The 18,117-nt window shown below is 57.8% G+C and carries 13 protein-coding genes; 4 read left to right on the top strand and 9 right to left on the bottom strand.

Annotation, left to right across the window (positions count from 1 at the left end; genetic code table 11):
• Positions 1–47: 47 nt before the first annotated feature.
• The 6 genes from AC3CBN_RS14260 to AC3CBN_RS14285 form a co-directional block, all read right to left on the bottom strand.
• The gene (locus AC3CBN_RS14260; RefSeq protein ID WP_488633673.1) at positions 48–1,502 is read right to left on the bottom strand and encodes an apolipoprotein N-acyltransferase; all 1,455 of its coding nucleotides are present in this window, start codon (positions 1,500–1,502) and stop codon (positions 48–50) included.
• Positions 1,486–2,067 (bottom strand): TetR/AcrR family transcriptional regulator, encoded by a 582-nt coding sequence (locus AC3CBN_RS14265; RefSeq protein ID WP_488633674.1) that lies wholly within the window; start codon positions 2,065–2,067, stop codon positions 1,486–1,488. The genes AC3CBN_RS14260 and AC3CBN_RS14265 overlap by 17 nt, the downstream gene beginning before the upstream one ends.
• Before the next feature lie 352 nt (positions 2,068–2,419).
• Entirely contained in the window at positions 2,420–3,088 is a 669-nt protein-coding gene (locus AC3CBN_RS14270; RefSeq protein ID WP_488633675.1) for an antibiotic biosynthesis monooxygenase family protein, read from the bottom strand.
• Positions 3,089–3,285: 197 nt separating this feature from the next.
• Positions 3,286–4,290, bottom strand: a complete 1,005-nt coding sequence (locus AC3CBN_RS14275; RefSeq protein ID WP_488633676.1) for an alpha/beta hydrolase — start codon at positions 4,288–4,290, stop codon at positions 3,286–3,288.
• 426 nt (positions 4,291–4,716) lie between these two features.
• Positions 4,717–5,331, bottom strand: a complete 615-nt coding sequence (locus AC3CBN_RS14280; RefSeq protein ID WP_488633677.1) for a hypothetical protein — start codon at positions 5,329–5,331, stop codon at positions 4,717–4,719.
• A gap of 540 nt (positions 5,332–5,871) precedes the next feature.
• Complete coding sequence (locus AC3CBN_RS14285) at positions 5,872–7,416, bottom strand: MBL fold metallo-hydrolase (protein WP_488633678.1); 1,545 nt, start codon at positions 7,414–7,416, stop codon at positions 5,872–5,874.
• A gap of 881 nt (positions 7,417–8,297) precedes the next feature.
• Between AC3CBN_RS14285 and AC3CBN_RS14290 the strand changes: the two genes are divergently transcribed.
• Positions 8,298–9,341 (top strand): hypothetical protein, encoded by a 1,044-nt coding sequence (locus tag AC3CBN_RS14290; protein WP_488633679.1) that lies wholly within the window; start codon positions 8,298–8,300, stop codon positions 9,339–9,341.
• 595 nt (positions 9,342–9,936) lie between these two features.
• Here the strand turns inward: AC3CBN_RS14290 and AC3CBN_RS14295 are convergent.
• A complete protein-coding gene (locus tag AC3CBN_RS14295; RefSeq protein ID WP_488633680.1) occupies positions 9,937–10,248 on the bottom strand; it encodes a TSUP family transporter in 312 nt (103 codons plus the stop codon).
• A 102-nt stretch (positions 10,249–10,350) separates the two neighbouring features.
• Positions 10,351–11,712, bottom strand: a complete 1,362-nt coding sequence (locus tag AC3CBN_RS14300) for an amidohydrolase family protein (RefSeq protein WP_488633681.1) — start codon at positions 11,710–11,712, stop codon at positions 10,351–10,353.
• Between the two features lie 490 nt (positions 11,713–12,202).
• Here AC3CBN_RS14300 and AC3CBN_RS14305 point away from each other — a divergent pair, with 490 nt between their 5' ends.
• The 3 genes from AC3CBN_RS14305 (at position 12,203) to AC3CBN_RS14315 (ending at position 16,026) form a co-directional block, all read left to right on the top strand.
• A complete protein-coding gene (locus tag AC3CBN_RS14305) occupies positions 12,203–14,431 on the top strand; it encodes a DUF5916 domain-containing protein (RefSeq protein WP_488633682.1) in 2,229 nt (742 codons plus the stop codon).
• Positions 14,432–14,772: 341 nt separating this feature from the next.
• Entirely contained in the window at positions 14,773–15,567 is a 795-nt protein-coding gene (locus AC3CBN_RS14310) for a class I SAM-dependent methyltransferase (protein ID WP_488633683.1), read from the top strand.
• A 114-nt stretch (positions 15,568–15,681) separates the two neighbouring features.
• Positions 15,682–16,026, top strand: a complete 345-nt coding sequence (locus AC3CBN_RS14315) for a ribonuclease E inhibitor RraB (RefSeq protein WP_488633684.1) — start codon at positions 15,682–15,684, stop codon at positions 16,024–16,026.
• A 129-nt stretch (positions 16,027–16,155) separates the two neighbouring features.
• Here the strand turns inward: AC3CBN_RS14315 and AC3CBN_RS14320 are convergent, their stop codons facing one another.
• Complete coding sequence (locus AC3CBN_RS14320) at positions 16,156–18,036, bottom strand: aspartyl protease family protein (RefSeq protein ID WP_488633685.1); 1,881 nt, start codon at positions 18,034–18,036, stop codon at positions 16,156–16,158.
• Positions 18,037–18,117 lie beyond the last annotated feature (81 nt).

Below are 18,117 nucleotides of genomic sequence, written 5' to 3' on the forward strand. Positions count from 1 at the left end.
CTCGCGAAGTTCCGGCGGCGTTCTTGCATGGGTCCACCGGGGTTGCTCTAGATCGACATGTCGCCCTTGGCACGCAGGGATGCGTGGCCACCGGGCGGCCAAAGGGTCAGGGTCAGAACGTAAAGCAAGCCGACAAGATCCAGCCAGGCGAACCAGTCGCCCCAACGTGTATAGAGGGTCGTCGTTTCATGAAGCGGTATGTCGCCCACCAACTCCCCGTAACGCTGCTCGCTGGAAGCCTCCGCCACCACGCGGCCACGGTCATCGCTTAACGTAAGGCGCCCTGAGCGCGCGGCACGCGCCATGGCGAAGCCGCTTTCGACGCCGCGCACGATCGCCATGCGGCTGTGGAGCCAGCCGTCAATGTCGAAATCCGAAGCAGGAACCAAAAGAAGCTGCGCGTGACGGGCTGCGTACGCGCGCCCAATGTCGTGAAAGTCCAGATCCTTGCAGATGGCCAGGCCAATTCGGGGTGTGCCATTGAGCAACGTATAGCTGTCCCCTGGGGAATACTGTTCCAGGCCGAGCAGCAAATGGTGCTTGCTATAGGTGGCTGGCGATGTGGCGTTAGGCTCAAACACGGTCAGCATATTGCGCGCATCGCGAGGGCTTCCGTTGTAAGCAACGCCGGCCGCGACGATCATATTCCGCTGCTTCGCCATGTTCTCGAATGCTGGAATCGTTGCGGTAGTCGTTGTGAAAGACGTCTCGGGAATCAGTACGATTTTCGCCCCTTCATCGGCGAGACGCTCCATCGCTTCCACGTAGCGTGCTTCTCGCGCGTCACCTTCATCACTGGGCAATGAAGGCTGGCCACGCTCTTTTAGCGAAACCAGGCCAACGCGCATGGTCGATGTGGGCGGCTCTCGCAATCGCCAGTTGCCATAAGCAACGGTTCCGATAATCGCCAGCACGGCGAAAGCAGCGACAGACCACTGACCGCGTCGCTTCGCCTGCGGCCATAGCAGCAGGCTCGCAGCGGTCGGCAAGAGCAATAGAAGAAATCCGACACCCCAGATACCTGTGATGGAAACCAACTGAATGATCGGCAGTACAGGGGCCTGCGTGTAACTGATATTGAAGAACGTGGCGTGGGGCGAGAGCAGGCTGTTGATGTATTCGAAGGCGATCCACGCGGCCGGCACCGATAGCGCCGCTGCAAGAAAACGGTCTCGTAGCAGCAGCCGCCGGAACAGCAGCACACAGGCCGCCATCATCACGCCAGAAATGGCGATGAAGTACAGGACGGCGGGCGTGGGAAACCCAATGTACGTGTGCAGGTAGGTCCAAAGATTGAATCCGCCGGCCGAATAGGCTCCAAAAGCAGCTAATGCGGCCCACGGTGCGCGGACCCTGGGGGCAAGCCACAGCACCGGCAGCGGTGCGAGCCAGGTCAGCCACCACACCGGCTGGGTACCGCTGCCGAACCACCAGGCCAAGGCGGACAGCGTTGCTGCCACTAAGCCCAACGGCAAACGGACCTGATTACGCTTTGATGCCATCGATCAATCTCCTCAAAGACTTTCTATAGAAGGCACGAAAGTGAGCCTCGTCGTAGCTGAAGCGACCGGCCCGATAGAGCGCGATCAAGCCATGCTGTTGGGCCCATATCGCCATGGCTACGTCGTGCGGAGCGTCCCGCTTCAGCAAGCCCTTGGCCATGCCCTCTTTGACGGCATCGACCACAACATTGAACGTGGGTGAAAGACCGGCGCGAAAATCTTCGGGATATTTCCTTGCATCATCGCGACGCACGGAAAACGCATGGTCAAACAGGTGCGGGTGTGCCAGCGCATAGTCCAGGTAGGGTTCAGCAAGCGCTACCAAGCGCTTCAGTGGGTCAGGACTGGCGGCGTGCGCTTTCCATTCGTGCGCCACCGCGTTGAAGCTGTCATCCGAGAGACGCTTCAGCAGCTCATCGCGATTGGGGAAATGACGGTAGATCGCCATCGCCGTGATGCCGACAGCTTCTGCCACGCGGCGCATGGTGACGGCGTCCGGGCCCTCGCGGTCGAACAATTCGTGAGCCGCCTCGAGAATCTTTTCTGGGGTCGTTATTCGCGCCATGTATACAGTGTATACATGGCGACACGAGAATGGCAATAACGTGGCGCGGCATCCGTTGGTGGCTGCACCTGTAATTCAACAAAGGGTCTGTTCGGAGGGGTCTTCTTTAAATGAAGGGGCACCTATACGGGTGGCAGTCCAGGCAGCTGGACGGATCGCAACTGAAGGTGTCTGCTTTCGACCCAAGGCGGACATCGGGGCTCAGGGCCACGGCGTGGCATTCTCAACGATCCAGTCGATCACCGTACCTTGATCGTTTTCGTATTGGCAGCTCTGGCAAACGATCAGAACACATTGATCTCAAAGAAGAGCAGCGGGTCGCTTAACCCACTACCGCGCAAATGATGTCCGGCTATTTATAGAATTGCGGGGCCTCACGACGGTCATGGAGGCCATAGTCACGGATGACACGAATTGTGTAGAGCTGGACTGGCGGTACGTTTTCCAGGACTGCTTTATCCATGAACGCATTCGCTTCGCTTAAGCTGTTCCAGCCGATAAGCAGTGCCGCGCGGCCCTGCACGGTGAGGTGATCAAAGACTTCACTGCTTACCGCGTCTTGTTGACCTGTAGCCGCCACTCTCGCAAGCCGCCAAATGGGAGACTCTGGGGGCAAGGCACCATCAACGATAGTAAGAATCCTGGCTTCACCTACCTCGGTAAAGTCTTGGCGCATCCAGCCGACCGGGCGATCAGCAAAGGGCCCCGCTACACGGGTGACCTCGCCAACGCGCAAGTGGTAATCCTCAAACACGCCCTCCCGCCCCTCCATTTGCGCTTCATGGTGCTTTTCGACAGCTCTCCAGCGAATGAGGGCCTTTTCGTCGTCCCACAACGACAGCGACAACAACACATCGGGACGGGATCGGCTCCGAAATCTCTCGTTTTCAAGGAATCCTTGCATCTTGAGCAAGACAGGACGAAGGCTGCCGGCGATGCGCAAATAGTCGTCCATGCGGGAAGGATCGGGCTTTACTTCAAAAACCACGGCAAATAGAGAACGCACGGCAGATTGTGTCATAGAGGCTTGCAGGGTAGGGCGCCGCGCACATCGTGAGATCCAGCAATCGCCAAGGACGCGATGGGGCAAAGGAGCAAATTACACATGAATATCTGCTATCCAGGGAAGGGTGTCATCGCCAGCATCGGCAAAATGATGATCAGCTCAAACGCACCGGCGTACATCCAGGCGGCTGTGACAGCGAGTAAAGATGAGATTCATGGCGCGGATTCTGTCGTTCGAATAAACGCACCTACGCTCTCGTACAACGAGTGACGACCTTGTTCGAGGTGCATGACGTGGGTTCCATCGTCAATGCGTAGTCGCCATTTCAATGGGCTGGCTGTGAACCTCGCCATGAAGGCAATCGCCCCCGCGTCGCTTACCCAAGCGTCGTAGTTTCCATACACGACAAAGATGGGCACCTTGATATCTTTGGGGTCATAAGGGTAGGCACCCGTCGAGGCCGCATTTATGTCGACGTCTGGGCCTTCGGGGATGCGCAGAATGTCTGGCATATCCCCTGGCACGTGCGGCACCGATGCTGCAAATTCGGCAGCCCAGCGTTGCTCGACTGCTGGATCGAGTAACGACTTTTCCAGCGGGAGTATGTTTTTGAAACGAAGCTGCTCGAGCCTTTCCTTCGAAGTAAGTGAGTACCATGCGCGTTGGGCCGCATCAGCATGGCCGGCTGTCGACACAGGAACGATGGGCCCAAACAGTGTCAATGACTTCAGTTTGTTGGCGTTTTGCGATGCAAAGGCCGCAGCAGGAATGGTGCCCCACGAATGCGCGACAAGGTGGATCACCTCCATCCGCCGCTTCTTTTGCAGGTAGTCAACCGCCAGAGCAATTTCGCTGGCTGCTTCCGATGCTTGCGTGACAGGAGGTGAGCCTTCAGCGGCACTGAGCATGGCGGGCGGCCGACTTGATGCGCCGAAGCCAAGAAAATCCAACCCGCAGGCAAGGAATCCCTGCGCCGCCATGAAGTCCATCCATGAGTCACCAGGATTAAATCTGAAGCCCGCAGCCAGCCTGGTCGGGAAGCTGGCACCATGTATGAACAAGACACTTTTGTTCGTCGGTTGCTTTGGCGCGACGCAATGGAGTGCAAGCCGTTGCTCTGAATGTCCAGGAACAGGGAGGTACTCGGTAACGATCGGGGTACTCGCCGTTCGCACCGACGTGGCGTAAACAATGGCAAGTGCAAAGAGCGTCATCATTGAAATTACGCCTTGATGAATGGATGAGTCATGTTAGCTAGTGAATCTGAAAAACGTTTCGTTCGTCAGCGAACTGTGGCGGGCTACGGAGATCCGACGCCGAGTTCTCGGACACGATCGTCCGGACGCTGGTCGCAAAGAATGTTGCTGTGATTGGGGCTTCAGGTGCGCCTAATGACACTTCTCAAGCGCGCTGACTACTGATGGTTGCACCTGCATGGCCATGCACTACATCGTAGCGGCCGAACTCGCCAATCAACTACTCGGGTGAGATCGCATCGGGCGAAGAGTCTGGTTGCATCGGTTGATGTCAATGGCGCACGCACGCCGCATGTCCTACCGACTCAGCTTCCCTTTGGTCGCTAAGCATTGATCGATATTCCATAACCCGTCGTCGCCAATAGGTGTGACCGCATCAAGCGCTGATCAAATGTCCATGGCAAGAATCGATGCGCGTGCACCAGCGTACAGCGCGAAGATGAATTCGATCAGCTCGGTCAGGGCAACGGCGCATGCCTCAAGGCCAACGGATCTTCGATCGCTGGAGAGAGAAAGCATCTTCGATCGCCTCGCGCCCCGGTCACCCTCGATCTCATCAACAATCGATCGAATCAGTGACATAGTGGGACGAAACTCATGCCGAAGCGGTCGACTCAGCCTCGTGCGCAGCGCCACGGCTCCGCCATTTCGCGGAATGGACGCAATATTTTGAAGTCCGTCGTAGAGGTCGGCGCATGCGATCAGGCAATTGGACATGTGGCCGGAAAAGTTGGAAGCGCTGCGGCAGTGCCTGGATTCATCCGCGCTAGTTGCCATATCGAAGAACTCTCCCGGATCAAACGCAAACGCGCGAGCCGAGGAGTACTCACTGATCATTTCATCAGCCAGGCGGCCGATTGCAATGGTCGAAGAGATGACTGGGTCAATTCTCTTTACGTGAATGAACTTTGTTTCCAGAAAACGAATCGGCTTGAACAGTGACGGGCAACGCCACTCAAGATCCGGCAAGTCAAACGATGTGGGTGGGTTGGGATTGATCATCCTGAGAGTGGCAGAACTTTGCAGTGAAGTAGTCGAGCACCAATCGAATTTGGAGTTGCGTCACGGTAGACGTTGGTAGATTAGCTGTTCGGTCAAAGATGTGATCGCCTGGCAAGTGATGGATGGGTAGCGTAGAGAATCATCTGGTAGATGTCAGAAAGAATATAAGTACTGTTATATATCGTTAGACAGACGGGATCCATATGCCGGAGGTTGGGTCTGTCCGTAGGGTGTGTGACGAGTCGATCTTCGACTTTTCTGCGTGCGAAATAACACGTGAGATACCCCGTGAACGATGCTCTCTTGGCGATCGCCTATATTTTTATGTGCTTTGCCGGCTTAAATACTTTGCCGTAATGTCCGCCTTCGACCCGGGCGGACACCTACCTTGCTAGGGCGCGCAGAAGTAAGGGTATTCGCGGTCTCAATACTCCGCATAAGACCTAGGCGCGTTTAGGGTAAATGTACGAGTACGTCACCACGTAACGCGCACAGGAAGACGGACGAACCGTGACGGCGAATGGCACGCTGGCGCGGGATTTAGCCAGTCGACTTGCTTCCAGTGGTCGCAGACATGGCCTGTTCGACCAGGTGCCGCACATCTTGCCACGGTGTCGGGCCTTCATGCATCGCATACACCTTGTCGACCTGCAGATGTTCGCGCGCTACAGCCTGCATCACTTCGTACATCAGATCGGGATCGTAAAGCGTGTGGTCGCTGTTCAATACCAGCGTATCGCTGGCATAGAGCAATTTATGCTTCGGGAAGTACACCATGTACTGCCGTTCGGTCGATGCGCCACGCAGTGGATATAACACGACACGGTTCGCGCCCTTTCCAAGCTCCAGGTGATCGCCAACGATTGTCCAGCGCGGCGCCTTGGGATTGGACTGCAAATCATCCGGTTGCAAGCTGTGCGGCGCATTGATGAGCCGGTCCAATAGCGGTTTGTTGAGGTCGAGTACGTACACGGGCACGTCTTCTGCCACGGCTTGCCTTACACCGGCCATGTGCGGCCAAGAATCGGATGTGCTGAGCACGGCCTTGATCGGTGCGCCGGGATATTCGCTGCGCACCTTGGCCAGCAGACCCCGTGTGTAGTTGCTGGAAATCGGTGCTTCCAGGACAAGCACGCCATCATCTTGCTTGATCACAGTCGTGTTCCAAGAGCCTCGGTACAACTCGATGCCCGCCGCCAACTCAGTGCGCTTCTTGTCGCTGAATTCGCGATTCCATCCCGTCGATTGCGCGCTCTTGGCGCCCACCGTGGGATCCATCGAGAACTTCTTTTCATCGATGACAACGTTGAAGGCAGGGTCGATAAGCTGGGTGGAGGCGTACCACAATCCGTTGCGCTGATCGACGCGGTTTGTCGGAAACACGACACCTTGCACCACATGCCAATTGTCGAAATAGATACGCTGATCGACGTCGCCCCACGCGGACCAGTAGTCGTTGAAAGCACGCGTGCGCTCCAGCGCATCTGGCAAGTGGTTGGATGCATTCAGCAACACTTTGACGGGTGTGCCTTGCCAAGTGAACTCAACCACGCTGTGGGGTGTGGCGCGCAGCCATTGCGAAGGTGCGTAGTGCAGATCGGTCGCCGCTAGGGCTTTGAGCAGTAGGCGTTCGGGACCCAGCGCCAAGGTGTCCTTGGTGTCATCGAGATCCGCAAGGGAGCAAGCCGAATCGTCTTGCTTGGTGTGATAGACGCCGCCCTGTAGCGTGGCAATTAAAGTGAGGTCCACATCAGCGCCATGCGGATCCGATTCAGGCCAGGTGAGGTGCACATCGCGTACCAGCCGCTGTTGGTCGAAATCTACCGTCACTTTGTCACGCTCGTACGAGGTGATGAAGGGTTGCTGCCGGTACGATTGCTCGGACAGGACGGTGTGTCCAATGGCTTCGTAGCTCGCGCTGTGAATGCTCGAGAGCCGCTGCGAACCACCCATGGCATCGATGGCCAGCCGCACGCAGGCGTTTGCTTCAATGCGGTCGCAACCGGGATGGCCCGTTCCGTTCACGGTGTCGCCGTCCTGCGGTAGATTCGCCGCGATTGCTGGTGTGGTCAGCGCCAATGCCATCAAGGCTGGTAAGACGAGACAAGACGTACTGCGGTCGAAGCGGTGGTCCATGACGGGTTCTCGGCAGCGCCCCGGTCTCGGGGCAAGCAGCACACGCTACGCGCGTCACTTTTCTTATCCACCTGCAGGAAGTCACGTCATTTGGGGTGCCTTTTGGCAGGGACCATCGTTTGGCGAGCGCGCTTATCTGGTACATCCCATTTGGGCGCAAAGCGAGCATTTGCTTCAAGGATTGCGCTCGTTGCATGGTTTGGTACTGTTTGACGTCCAGCCTTTTTGCGAAGCAAATCGAGTTTGACCCGCGCGGCATCCTGCGGGACGCAAACCAAGAGTGGCGAATCACCTGTTGCCCGATCGATGGCGGCCCTTTTTTGGTGGATTTTGGCTATCTGGACAGCATCGACCAAGACGAAGACCCGCTTGATCGTCGACCTTGAGCGATTCGTATGTATTTTGGAGAGGTCGTGGTGGACTACTCGAGTCTGTGATGACCTACCTCGAAGGTCCGCTTTCGACCCAAGACGGGCATTACCCGACGAGGTGCCCGGATTCGCATCCGGGACTTCAGGCACATGGCAGGTGTGTTTTCCCGCATGTATACCGTCGCACGCACCATGTGCTGACGGCATCGGTACATCCACGGGTCACCCGGCCACGAACGGGCGTCCATGTCAGTCCCGCGTCCCGAAGGCCGCGACGGCTATCCGATGTCACGCAACGACGTTCAGATCCCAAGGCTAGCGCCGACATGGACTGGGCGAGTGGTCGATTGCGCCATGGTGAATACCTGCAGATATCAACGCCGTATCAACTGAGGATGTACACCAATGCCATGCAACCATCGAGCGGGCGCCACGGCGCGATCTGCTTCCAAGCGCCACTTGAGCCACCTGCGGCAGGCTGCGGGCCTGATAGTGACGTTGCTGGTCACGCAGCTGGCAAGCGCAGCAGCGCCGTGCAAGGACTCGCAGATCTGCGGACTGGGTAATTCTGAGGACGCCATTCGCCTCGATACGACGCATTGGGCCATCGCTTCTCGCCTTGCGCGAGATCCTTCCATGACGAGTGGGTTCTACCTGATCAATCTGGAGACACGTCGCGTAAGCGAACTGGTGACGGACGATTCAAAGCATGCGGATGCCCGGTTCAAGGCATGTCCAGGCCCGATGGATCCGAAGAAACTCATTACCCATGGCCTGGACGTGCATTGGCTTTCTCCGGGCCACGGCGAGCTTTACGCGGTGAATCATGGTGGTCGCGAATCGATCGAGATCTACGATCTGCGGCTGGCCGAGAACGGCGCGCATTTGCAGTGGATCGGGTGCGTCGCTGTTCCGAAGGATACTCTTACCAACGCGGTAGCTTTCGTGCCCGGTGGCATGGCAGTCACCAGCTTCGGACAACGCGACGACAAGGACCTCGCGAAACTCCAGCAAGGAGAGCCGAGCGGGTTCGTGGCGATGTGGTCGCCCGAAGCAGGTTGGCGCCACCTGCCTGACAGCCAGTTTGCCGGCAACAACGGCATCGCCTGGAATCCTGACGACAACTCGCTCTATGTAAACGGATGGGGAGATGGCACGCTGCACATCCTTCCTCTTCGTCCAGGCATCGCTGCGAGCACGATTGAACTGGGCGATATCCATCCCGACAACGCACACTTCCTTCGCGATGGGAAACTTTTGATCGCAGGGCAAATGGGCCGCCCGGACGTCATCATGGCTTGCGGAGTGGGGCCCGTCTGCCCGATGGACTCAAAGGTCGTGCTTTTCGACACGCATGCAAAAAAGGTACTTGAGCAATTCTCCGCAAAAGCTACGCCAACCTTCGGCGCGGCGTCCACGGCCATACTCTTCGACCATCAGTATTGGGGCACCAGTTTTGGAGGTGACCGCATGGAGCGACTTGAAGCCGACCACCAGGATTGAAAGCAGTTTGCGGTGGGCAACCGCGGGCTCCAAAGCTTTACCCGCGGCGCGGTGGAAGCGATATCGAAGCGCCTGCTTTGCGTGGAAAGCGGGCGTGACCATATCGAGTGGCGCTTACTAGCTCTGATTCAGCCTCCTTTGCGGCGCGAGCCTGTTTCTGCAGCCCTTCCTGTCCTGCACCGTGTCCACAGCGTGGACTTATGGTGTGAGCACCGAGTCCATCTATGACTGGCATACACACCTGGCAGCCGTGCCACCGAATTTCACGGTCGCCAATCTTTGCGAGTCTTGGCGAGCGCCCGCCGTTGCCTCTTGGCGGCGGGATGATCATTACGCATGGCGACAATCGCGACGGTAGGCGATGCGCCTACTGCACCATGCCGGCTAGTGCATGTATCCCCTGACGAAAAACGCCAGGGTGATGCATGCCCTCATAACCAATGTGCCGGCTCGAACGACCTTCGGCGGAGCGCGGAGGCCGATCTGCGCACCACCGTAACCTCCGACCATTGCTGCAATGAGCATCACCATCGTTTCAGCCCAATGAACCGCATGCGCGACTATGAAGATAAGCACCGCCATCATGTTGGCGGCGCTAACGAGCAGCATCGAAGGTTTTTGTTGGCGTGCGCAGCAGCAAAGCCGCTCCGATCATTCCGCCGAAGAGCGTTGTAATCAGCAGGGCTCGGAGCGACGCAGTGCCGACCGGCCGCAACCCGCCACGATAGGCCCAGGCGCTGGCGACACCGCCAGGAAACAAGGCCACGGTGCTTGAAGCATTCGCCTGAACGGATGGCACGCCGACCGCGATCAATGCGGGAAGGCTGATAAACGAGCCACCGCCGGCTAAGGCGTTCATCGCACCTGCCACTAAACCAGCGCCAAAAACCAGAGCAAAATGGTTCACGTCAGCATCGTATACGCGAAACGCATTGATCGTAATCCTCGCGACCAAGCTGATCTAACAGCAGGCAAAAAATGTCCGCGTCCGACCCGAAGCGGGCATCAGTTATTGGTGGGGCACCTCAGACGCATGCTGGTAACTCTGACGCACGTCGTCAGTCAGATCCGTGAGGGCCTTGGCGTCCCACCATTGGCCATGAGCCATCACGCCCTTGGGCGTGCGAAGCGTGGACAATGTATCGAGCGGATTATCTGTCGAGAGAATCAGATCGGCGCGATACCCCGGTGCGACGATGCCGAACGGATCACCTCCTTTCGTCCTCGTGATGAAAGCTCCAGGATTTCGGGTCGCAGCGGACAGCGCCTGAAAGCGCGTCAGCCCCGATGCTTCCAGTTCGTCGAGGTCATCGTGCAAAGAGAAGCCTGGCAGAAGGCCGGGGACGGCAGGTGCGTCGGTGCCTGTCACCAGTTCAACACCGCCGTCCGCCATTGCCTTCACGAGCAATCGCAGGAAGGCGAGTTTGGCGTCCAATTTCGCGGTCTTGTTGACGTAATCGCTGCGCTGCCAGGCCAGGCGATCGTTGGGTGACAGATAGGCGGCCTCGGGCCGAGCAAGGAAAGAGGCGACGACATCGGGTCGTTGGATCTGGTGGTCGATGGCTGCGTAAGTGGCAAGGTCCGCCGTGACGGTGGCGTTGTACTTTTTGGCGAGCGCGACTGCGCTGGAAATTCGTTTCGGATCCGGCGGCGTGTCGGACTCCTCTACGCCGGCGGGCGTAAAGAAGGTGTAGAAGAATTCCTCCGCATGCGCGACGAGCACCTGCCCGGCGGCAAGCTGGTGTTCAAGGCGTACCGAAGTCACGCCGTGGCCCACAAGTGGTATGCCCTGAAGGCGCCCTTCATCGGCGAGCGCTGCAAAGACGTCGGGCGACAGACCGACATAGACTTTGATGAAATCGTATCGGTTGGTTTTGGCCAGCCCAACGATTGCCCGGGCTTCAGCCGGGGTCTTGATGATGAAGCCGTTGTAGTCGGTCGATCCATCTACCAGAAAACTGGCATAGACATGCGGCCCTGGAATGCTGCCCTTGTTCGCTGCAGGCACGGTGTTATCTACAAATCCGGCGCGAGCGCCACCCATCTGGAGGACCGTCGTTACGCCCGTCGCCACGTAGACCGCAAGGTCATTGCGTGTTTCGGAATGGGTGTGCATGTCGGCCAGGCCGGGCGATAGATACGCCGTTTTGTGACCATCGATGATCCGGGCGTTGGCTGGCACAGACAGTTGACGCCCGACCGCAACGATCTTGTCTCCTTCCACCATCACGGTTTGATCGAGAAGCACGCGCTCGCGATCCATCGGCACGACATTCACATGAACGAATGCGGTGACAGGTGCCGGGGACGCGTGAACCGCAAATAGCGATAGGCCTGCCCAGATGAGCAAGCCGAGAAATGGATGGCGCACGTTTATTCCTCCGGTGCGGTGAAGCAGAATTGGATGCGGGGTGGCTGCATGCGAAGCGGCGCGCAGGCTCTTGCATCAGCGATAGAGTTGCTGCCGATCTGTATGCACGGCCCATGCCAGCGATGATTTCTTGTCTAGCCTGTGAGTGGCTCACACAAGTAGTGTCCGCGGACATTTCGCGGATGGACGCGGACACTGCATCCGTCTCCACAACACTTGCACTCGCATTCACCAAATAAGCGACTTACTAAAGCCACTGGGCATGGCATTGCGATTGCTCTGCATCGGCGAAGTGCATGAGCCGAGGCATCACTGCAGCAACGTCTTCAAATGACGTCACAGCCGCCTGATGCGGGGCCCTCCGCAGTCTGGCCCTGATGCATCACCACTTTCAGTCTAAGCCGGCGGATGCCCGCGCCTGGGTCATCAGTCATGCCAACCCTCCCGTGATTGGGCGCATCCGATCCCCGTCCATTACGTAGAAGTTCTCATGCCTTACCGTACTGTCTTGTTGATTGTTTTGTTGGTGTTGTCCTTCGCAGCACGCGCCGTCGAGATCGATGGTCACATCGATCCAGCCGAATGGGCCGGGGCTATGCACGTGACCGACTTTCGCGACGTGCAGCCCCTCTCGGGCCAACCGGGAAGCATGCCTACCGAAGCCTGGATTCTTTCCACGCCCAAGGGACTGGCTATTGCGATCCGCGCCACCCAGCCACCAGGTGTTCCTCGAACACATCAGAAGACGCGTCGAGATGAGGACGCCATGGTCGATCGCATCAATGTCATGGTCGATTTCAACGGTGATGGACGCACTGGCTACGATTTCGAAGTGACCTCGACGGGCGGCATCGCGGACAAGGTCATCACCAACGAATCGATGTTTAGCTTCGACTGGGATGGCGTATGGAGCCATGCGCTGACCGAGGACGAGCAGGGCTGGTCGGTTGAAGTGTTGATCCCGTGGTACGTGGCGCAGATGCGCGCTGGCAGCAACGGTACGCGCACTATCGGGCTCTATCTGGATCGCGTGGTCGCGAGCACTGGCGAACGCATGGCATGGCCGGTTGCAAGCTTCAATAAGCCGCGCTTCCTGTCCGACTTCAAGCATGTCGAGATACCGGCCTATACGCAGTCGATGTTTGCTGTGACGCCTTATATGGTCGCCACTACCGATCGCGTGCGTGGCCACACGTCATTTCAAGAGGGTGCCGACCTGGTGTGGAAACCCAACGGGCAGACCCAGCTCACGGCTACCATCAATCCTGATTTTGGCCAGGTTGAAAGCGATGACCTGGTCATCAATTTCACGCCGGAAGAAACGTTTCTGACGGACAAGCGTCCGTTCTTCACCGAGAACCAGGGCATTTTTGACTTCAGTCTGCTCGACGACTACACGCAGCTGGTCTATACGCGCCGCGTCGGCGGCACGACTGACGACGGTTCAGGTCCTGCGGATATCGCCGGCGCGGTAAAGCTCAACGGCAGCATCGGTGGCACCAGTTATGGCGTGCTCGCTGCGCAGGAGAAGGGTGACATGAGCCGCACCTTTGGCGCCCTGCGCATCAGTCAGGACCTTGGAACCCAAAGTCTTGGCATGCTGGCGACGCATGTCGACCATCCGTGGCTGGATCGGGACGCTAACGTGCTTGGCATCGACCATCGCTGGAAGCCCAACGCGAGTTTCGATATGACGAGCAACATCATCGCCAGTCATATCGACCAACCAGGACACAACAGCACCGGCACCGGCGCCACGACGGTCATCAATTATGAGATGTCGCCGGTATGGAGCCAGCAATGGTTGGGCATGCATTTCACCGATAGCCTCGACGTCAATGACTTCGGCTACCTGGACCGCAATGGCTTCAACTACGGGCATTACGAGGTGGGTGAGCGTCTCACCGGGCTGTCGCCGGATTCCGCATACAGTTCGCACTATTGGCGCTATCGCATCGCCGCCGTCAACAACACCCATGGGCTTGCGCTGGAGCGCCAACTGCGCTTGACCCGGGACAGTCTGCGTCGCGATGGCGGTGAGGAGATATGGCAGTTACGGGTGGATGCCGCCGGCCATGACGATCTTCTCACCCGAGGCGGCAACCCTCTTCACCTTCCCCCCAATCTGACCCTGACCTATGAACGCACGCGGCCGCGTGTCGGCAACTGGTCGTGGGTACTGGACGGGGAAGTGAAAGGCAATGAGCTGACCGGATCGCATCGCCTGGGCTACATGCTCAAGTTCGTGCCTACCTATTTCATTAGTGATGCCTTCAGCGTCTTCACCGGTGCCAGCATCGAGTCCGACCCCTACTGGATGATCTGGCAGCACGACAATCTGGTCGGTGCATTCGACGGAAAGACCTATGGCATCAATACGGGAGTCAACTGGAATATTGGTACGCGACAGGAACTACGAATCAAGCTGCAGGCGCTGGGTGTTGGTGCGCATTTGCGGCAGGCTTATGAAATTTCCCGTGATGGACGGGCCGTACCAACCAATGCGCCGATAGACGACCTGGGCGTGGTGAATCTGGGTTTCCAGATTCGATATCGCTACGAAATCGCGCCGCTGTCGGATCTGTACATCGTATACAACCGCGGCGGCTATGAGTCCGAAGCCGGAGATGAAGGCGCGTTTTCCAATTTCCGTCGTAGCTTCGATTTGCGGAACACGGAGCAGGCATTGATAAAAATCGCCTATCGTCTGGAGTTTTGACCTTAATGCGGTGGTCTACCGATGCGAGGCCGAGACAAGATATTTCGGCACGCTTGATGGGATCGCAGCGGTGCCATTCCAGGTTCTAGATTCTTCGGAATTTCCAGGCGGCTGTCGTCAAGGCCCGGTTTAAGTTGGCCAAACTCACCGCCGCCAACCAAGCCTATCGTTCGTGAGAAAGTGGCGCTCGTGAGTTGCTGGTCGCGTCAATCGCCTGCTACTTTGTGTTTGCGATACTCAACGAAAGATAGCCTGGCCACTCATTCAAGCGGACGGCTTCGTCGCCACTTGATTCAAGTGTTGGGCGCCACGAAACACGGCACACGAGCGTGGAGAAATTGATGAACGACTCCAATTACCTTCTGGAGAACCGGAAGGTGGAAGCGGCGCAGCGCTTCATTGCGTTGTCAGCGCTGTTTGACCCGGTAACGCTTCGACAGTTCGACGCTTGCGGCATGGCTGCTGGATGGCGTTGCTGGGAAGTGGGGGCCGGTGGACCCGGGCTGGTCCGTAAGATCGCGGAGCGTGTCGGACACTCCGGGCACGTACTGGCGACTGACATCGACGACTCGTGGGCGAAGGAGGCAGCGTCAACAAACGTCGAGGTGCGCAACCATGACGTAGCGAGCAACCCTCCACCTGATGAGCAATTTGATTTAATCCATGCTCGGCTTGTCTTGGTCCACATTCCCGAGCGGGAACGCGCACTTAAGAACATGATCTCCGCGCTGAAGCCCGGTGGGTGGCTGGTAATCGAGGACGCCGATCCGGCACTCCAGCCTTTGAGCTGTATAGATGCGTACGGCCCCGAACAGGAGCTGGCCAACAGGATCAGGCAGGGATTCAGGACTTTATTGTCAAATCGCGGCGCAGATCTTTCCTTCGGTCGAAAACTGCCGCGAATATTCCGCGGAGCCGGCATGGCGAACATCGCGGCCGAAGCTTATTTTCCGATCACCTTGCCGGAATGCGCGCCGTTAGAAATTGCCACCATAAAGATGATTCGAAACGATCTGCTGAGCAATCGCATAGCAACCGATGACGACATTGAACGACATCTTGAGAACGTGCGAACGGGTGCGCTGGACCTCTCCCAGCCACCCATGATTTCCGTCCGCGGACGAAAGCCACAATAACCACTAGCACCCACAGATTGGCCGTGTCGCTCAACAAAGCGCTGGTCGACCTATGGCCCCGTAACCCGATAGGCTTGCCTCAATACATCATTTCCCACAAGGCTCAGGGCTACTATGGCTAGTAATCAGACGGCTTTTCCGAACGATGAGAACGGTGAAGTGCTTCGACAGATGGCAGAGCAGGGCGACGACCTTTCCATACCGCGCGAAATCGACTTCTCGGTGATTTTTCCATCAGAGCGCGCAGCTCTTGAATTTGCTGTGCTACTGCTTCGGAATGGCCAGAAGGTCACCTTTTCCCCTTACGAAGCGCACGATGAGCTGCCCTGGCAAGTACAGGCCCATCCATTCATGGTTCCCACTCACGACAATATCTCTGGCTATGAGACATTGTTGGAAAGCGAGGCGGCGCCATTCGGAGGCCAGAACGACGGCTGGGGATGCGAGGTTCAGGAGTAAGCGACGTGCCTCGCAACTTCCACGGCACGGCCGCTTTCGACCCACAGCGGATGTTGGTTTCGATATGGGGCACGAAGAGACTGCTTAATCTTCCGAATGAATCGTGGAAAGGGTGACGCCCCAGCCCGACTAGCGAGGCGCCATGTCGCGAAGTTCCATCGTCAGCGTGCGGCCGTCGGCCAGGGTCAATGTCAGCTGAGTGCCTTCGGGCCTAAGTGAGATGGTGTCCCACAGATCGCCGACGCCCAGCACAGATGCCTGCTTGCCATTGACCGCCACAATCTCGTCGCCTTTTTTCAGCCCGGCTTGTTCGGCTGGACTGCCAGGTATCACCGAAGTGACCTGATAGCGATCGGGTCGATCCTCATTTTTCTCCGCGCGGAAGGCCGCCATCGCGTAATGCTTCGCCGGCGCCTTCTCGCGGGGCATGAGCACCATTTCCTGGCGGCGATAGTCGAAATGCACGTTGAAGCGAGCCAGCACGTCTTGACCCATATTGCCGGCTTCACTTGGGTTGCCAGTGGCTCCAGCGTCGGCGCGCGTGAGAAGAGCAAGCACATTGTTCAACGTATCGCCCCCAAGTTGCAGCGAACGGGCGTGCGCAAGGTGAGCGGTATATAGCCCACCGACGCCGCCGGTGAGGTAAGGAAGGCCTTTCTCATAGTGAGAACGCAGACCTTGGTGCTCAGCCCATTGCGGAAAAACCAACGTATAGCCGGAATTGCCTGTATCCACGCCGAAAATGCCTGACTTGCCGTCCAGTGTCGCTTGAACCAGTGGCATGTCGGTGGTGAAATGAATCGGCAAGACATCGCCTTTCTTTGCGGCAGGCGCGTCTCCGTGATCGAACGGTTGCAGAATCAATTGCCCATGGTCGTAATCGAACGTCACGGCGAAGCGCTGAAAGATCTCGAGACCAAGAATCCCCGCAATCGGTTCGCGTCCGGTGCCGCGTTCATAGAAGCTGTAAGGGAACGGCATGACGACGAAGGCTTGATCACGGATGTCGGCATCACCGAGTGTGAGGTGACTGACCTTGGTGTACGCCGTGGTCATCGAGCCGGGGCCTGAGCCAGCGCTCACGCCGCTGCCTTTGGCTTGAACGCCAAGCCGCTTCGCGGCTGCCGTCGTCAGTACGGCTTGGCCACCCGTGTCGAGGATGAAAGGCATGGGCCCCTTTCCGTCGATGCTGGCCTCGACCAACAAGATGCCGCCTTCCAAGTGCATCGGCACCACCGTTTCCAAAGCGCCATGGGCCATCGTGACATCGCGTACGACAGTGGAAGGGCGTTCGAGGCGATCGGCAGCTACCTCGGGAAGTACATGAATGCTTTCGGTGATGCCGATCGTGGTGTCATGCGAACCTCCGCTCGCCAACGCTGAGGACGTGCTGACACGAAACGGCAGTTGCAATCCATCCACGGAGCGATAGTCGCCATAGCGCTGGGTCCACCGCAAGAACGAACCTTTCCACTCCGCGTGGTCGAGCCGGAATGTGGACGGATCGATCCAAAGTGTCAGCGTGCGGCCGCCGTCCGGCGTCGCCTCCAGGCGAATGTAGCGATGTCCGTTTTCTTCGGCATCAGCGATCGGCCGCCATGTCGCATGGGGCTGCGGCATGAGAAATGCAAAACGCTGCAGCCAGCTCTCGCTGGTCGCGATGGCCTTTGCCTCAGCCGAATCATTGGGGACGATCATGCCGGAAATACCCTGATGCCACCGGCCCTGTGTATCGAAGCCGTTGGCAACAGCGAACACCTCGTTGTCCCAGCGACTGAGGAAATGGCCGCTATGCAGATCCACCATCGAGTTCCATGCACCACTCAGGCCATCGCTGGTCTCAATGCCTTCGTAATGAAGTGCACCGACGTGGTTCCAGTGATCGCCACCGTAGGCCTGACGCATTTCGCCCAGCAATGTTTCTGTAGGGATGCTGGCAGCGGCGCTGTTGGTACTTGTTGCCAGCAACAAACCGGCGGAAGCGAATAGTAGGCGGATAAGGGTAGACATGGGAGCAGTTCCAAACAGGCCTTGAGTGGATCAACAACGCGGCGCGACCGTGCGATACCTTGAGTGAGCGACGACAGAGTC

Source organism: Dyella sp. OK584, assembly GCF_057787755.1.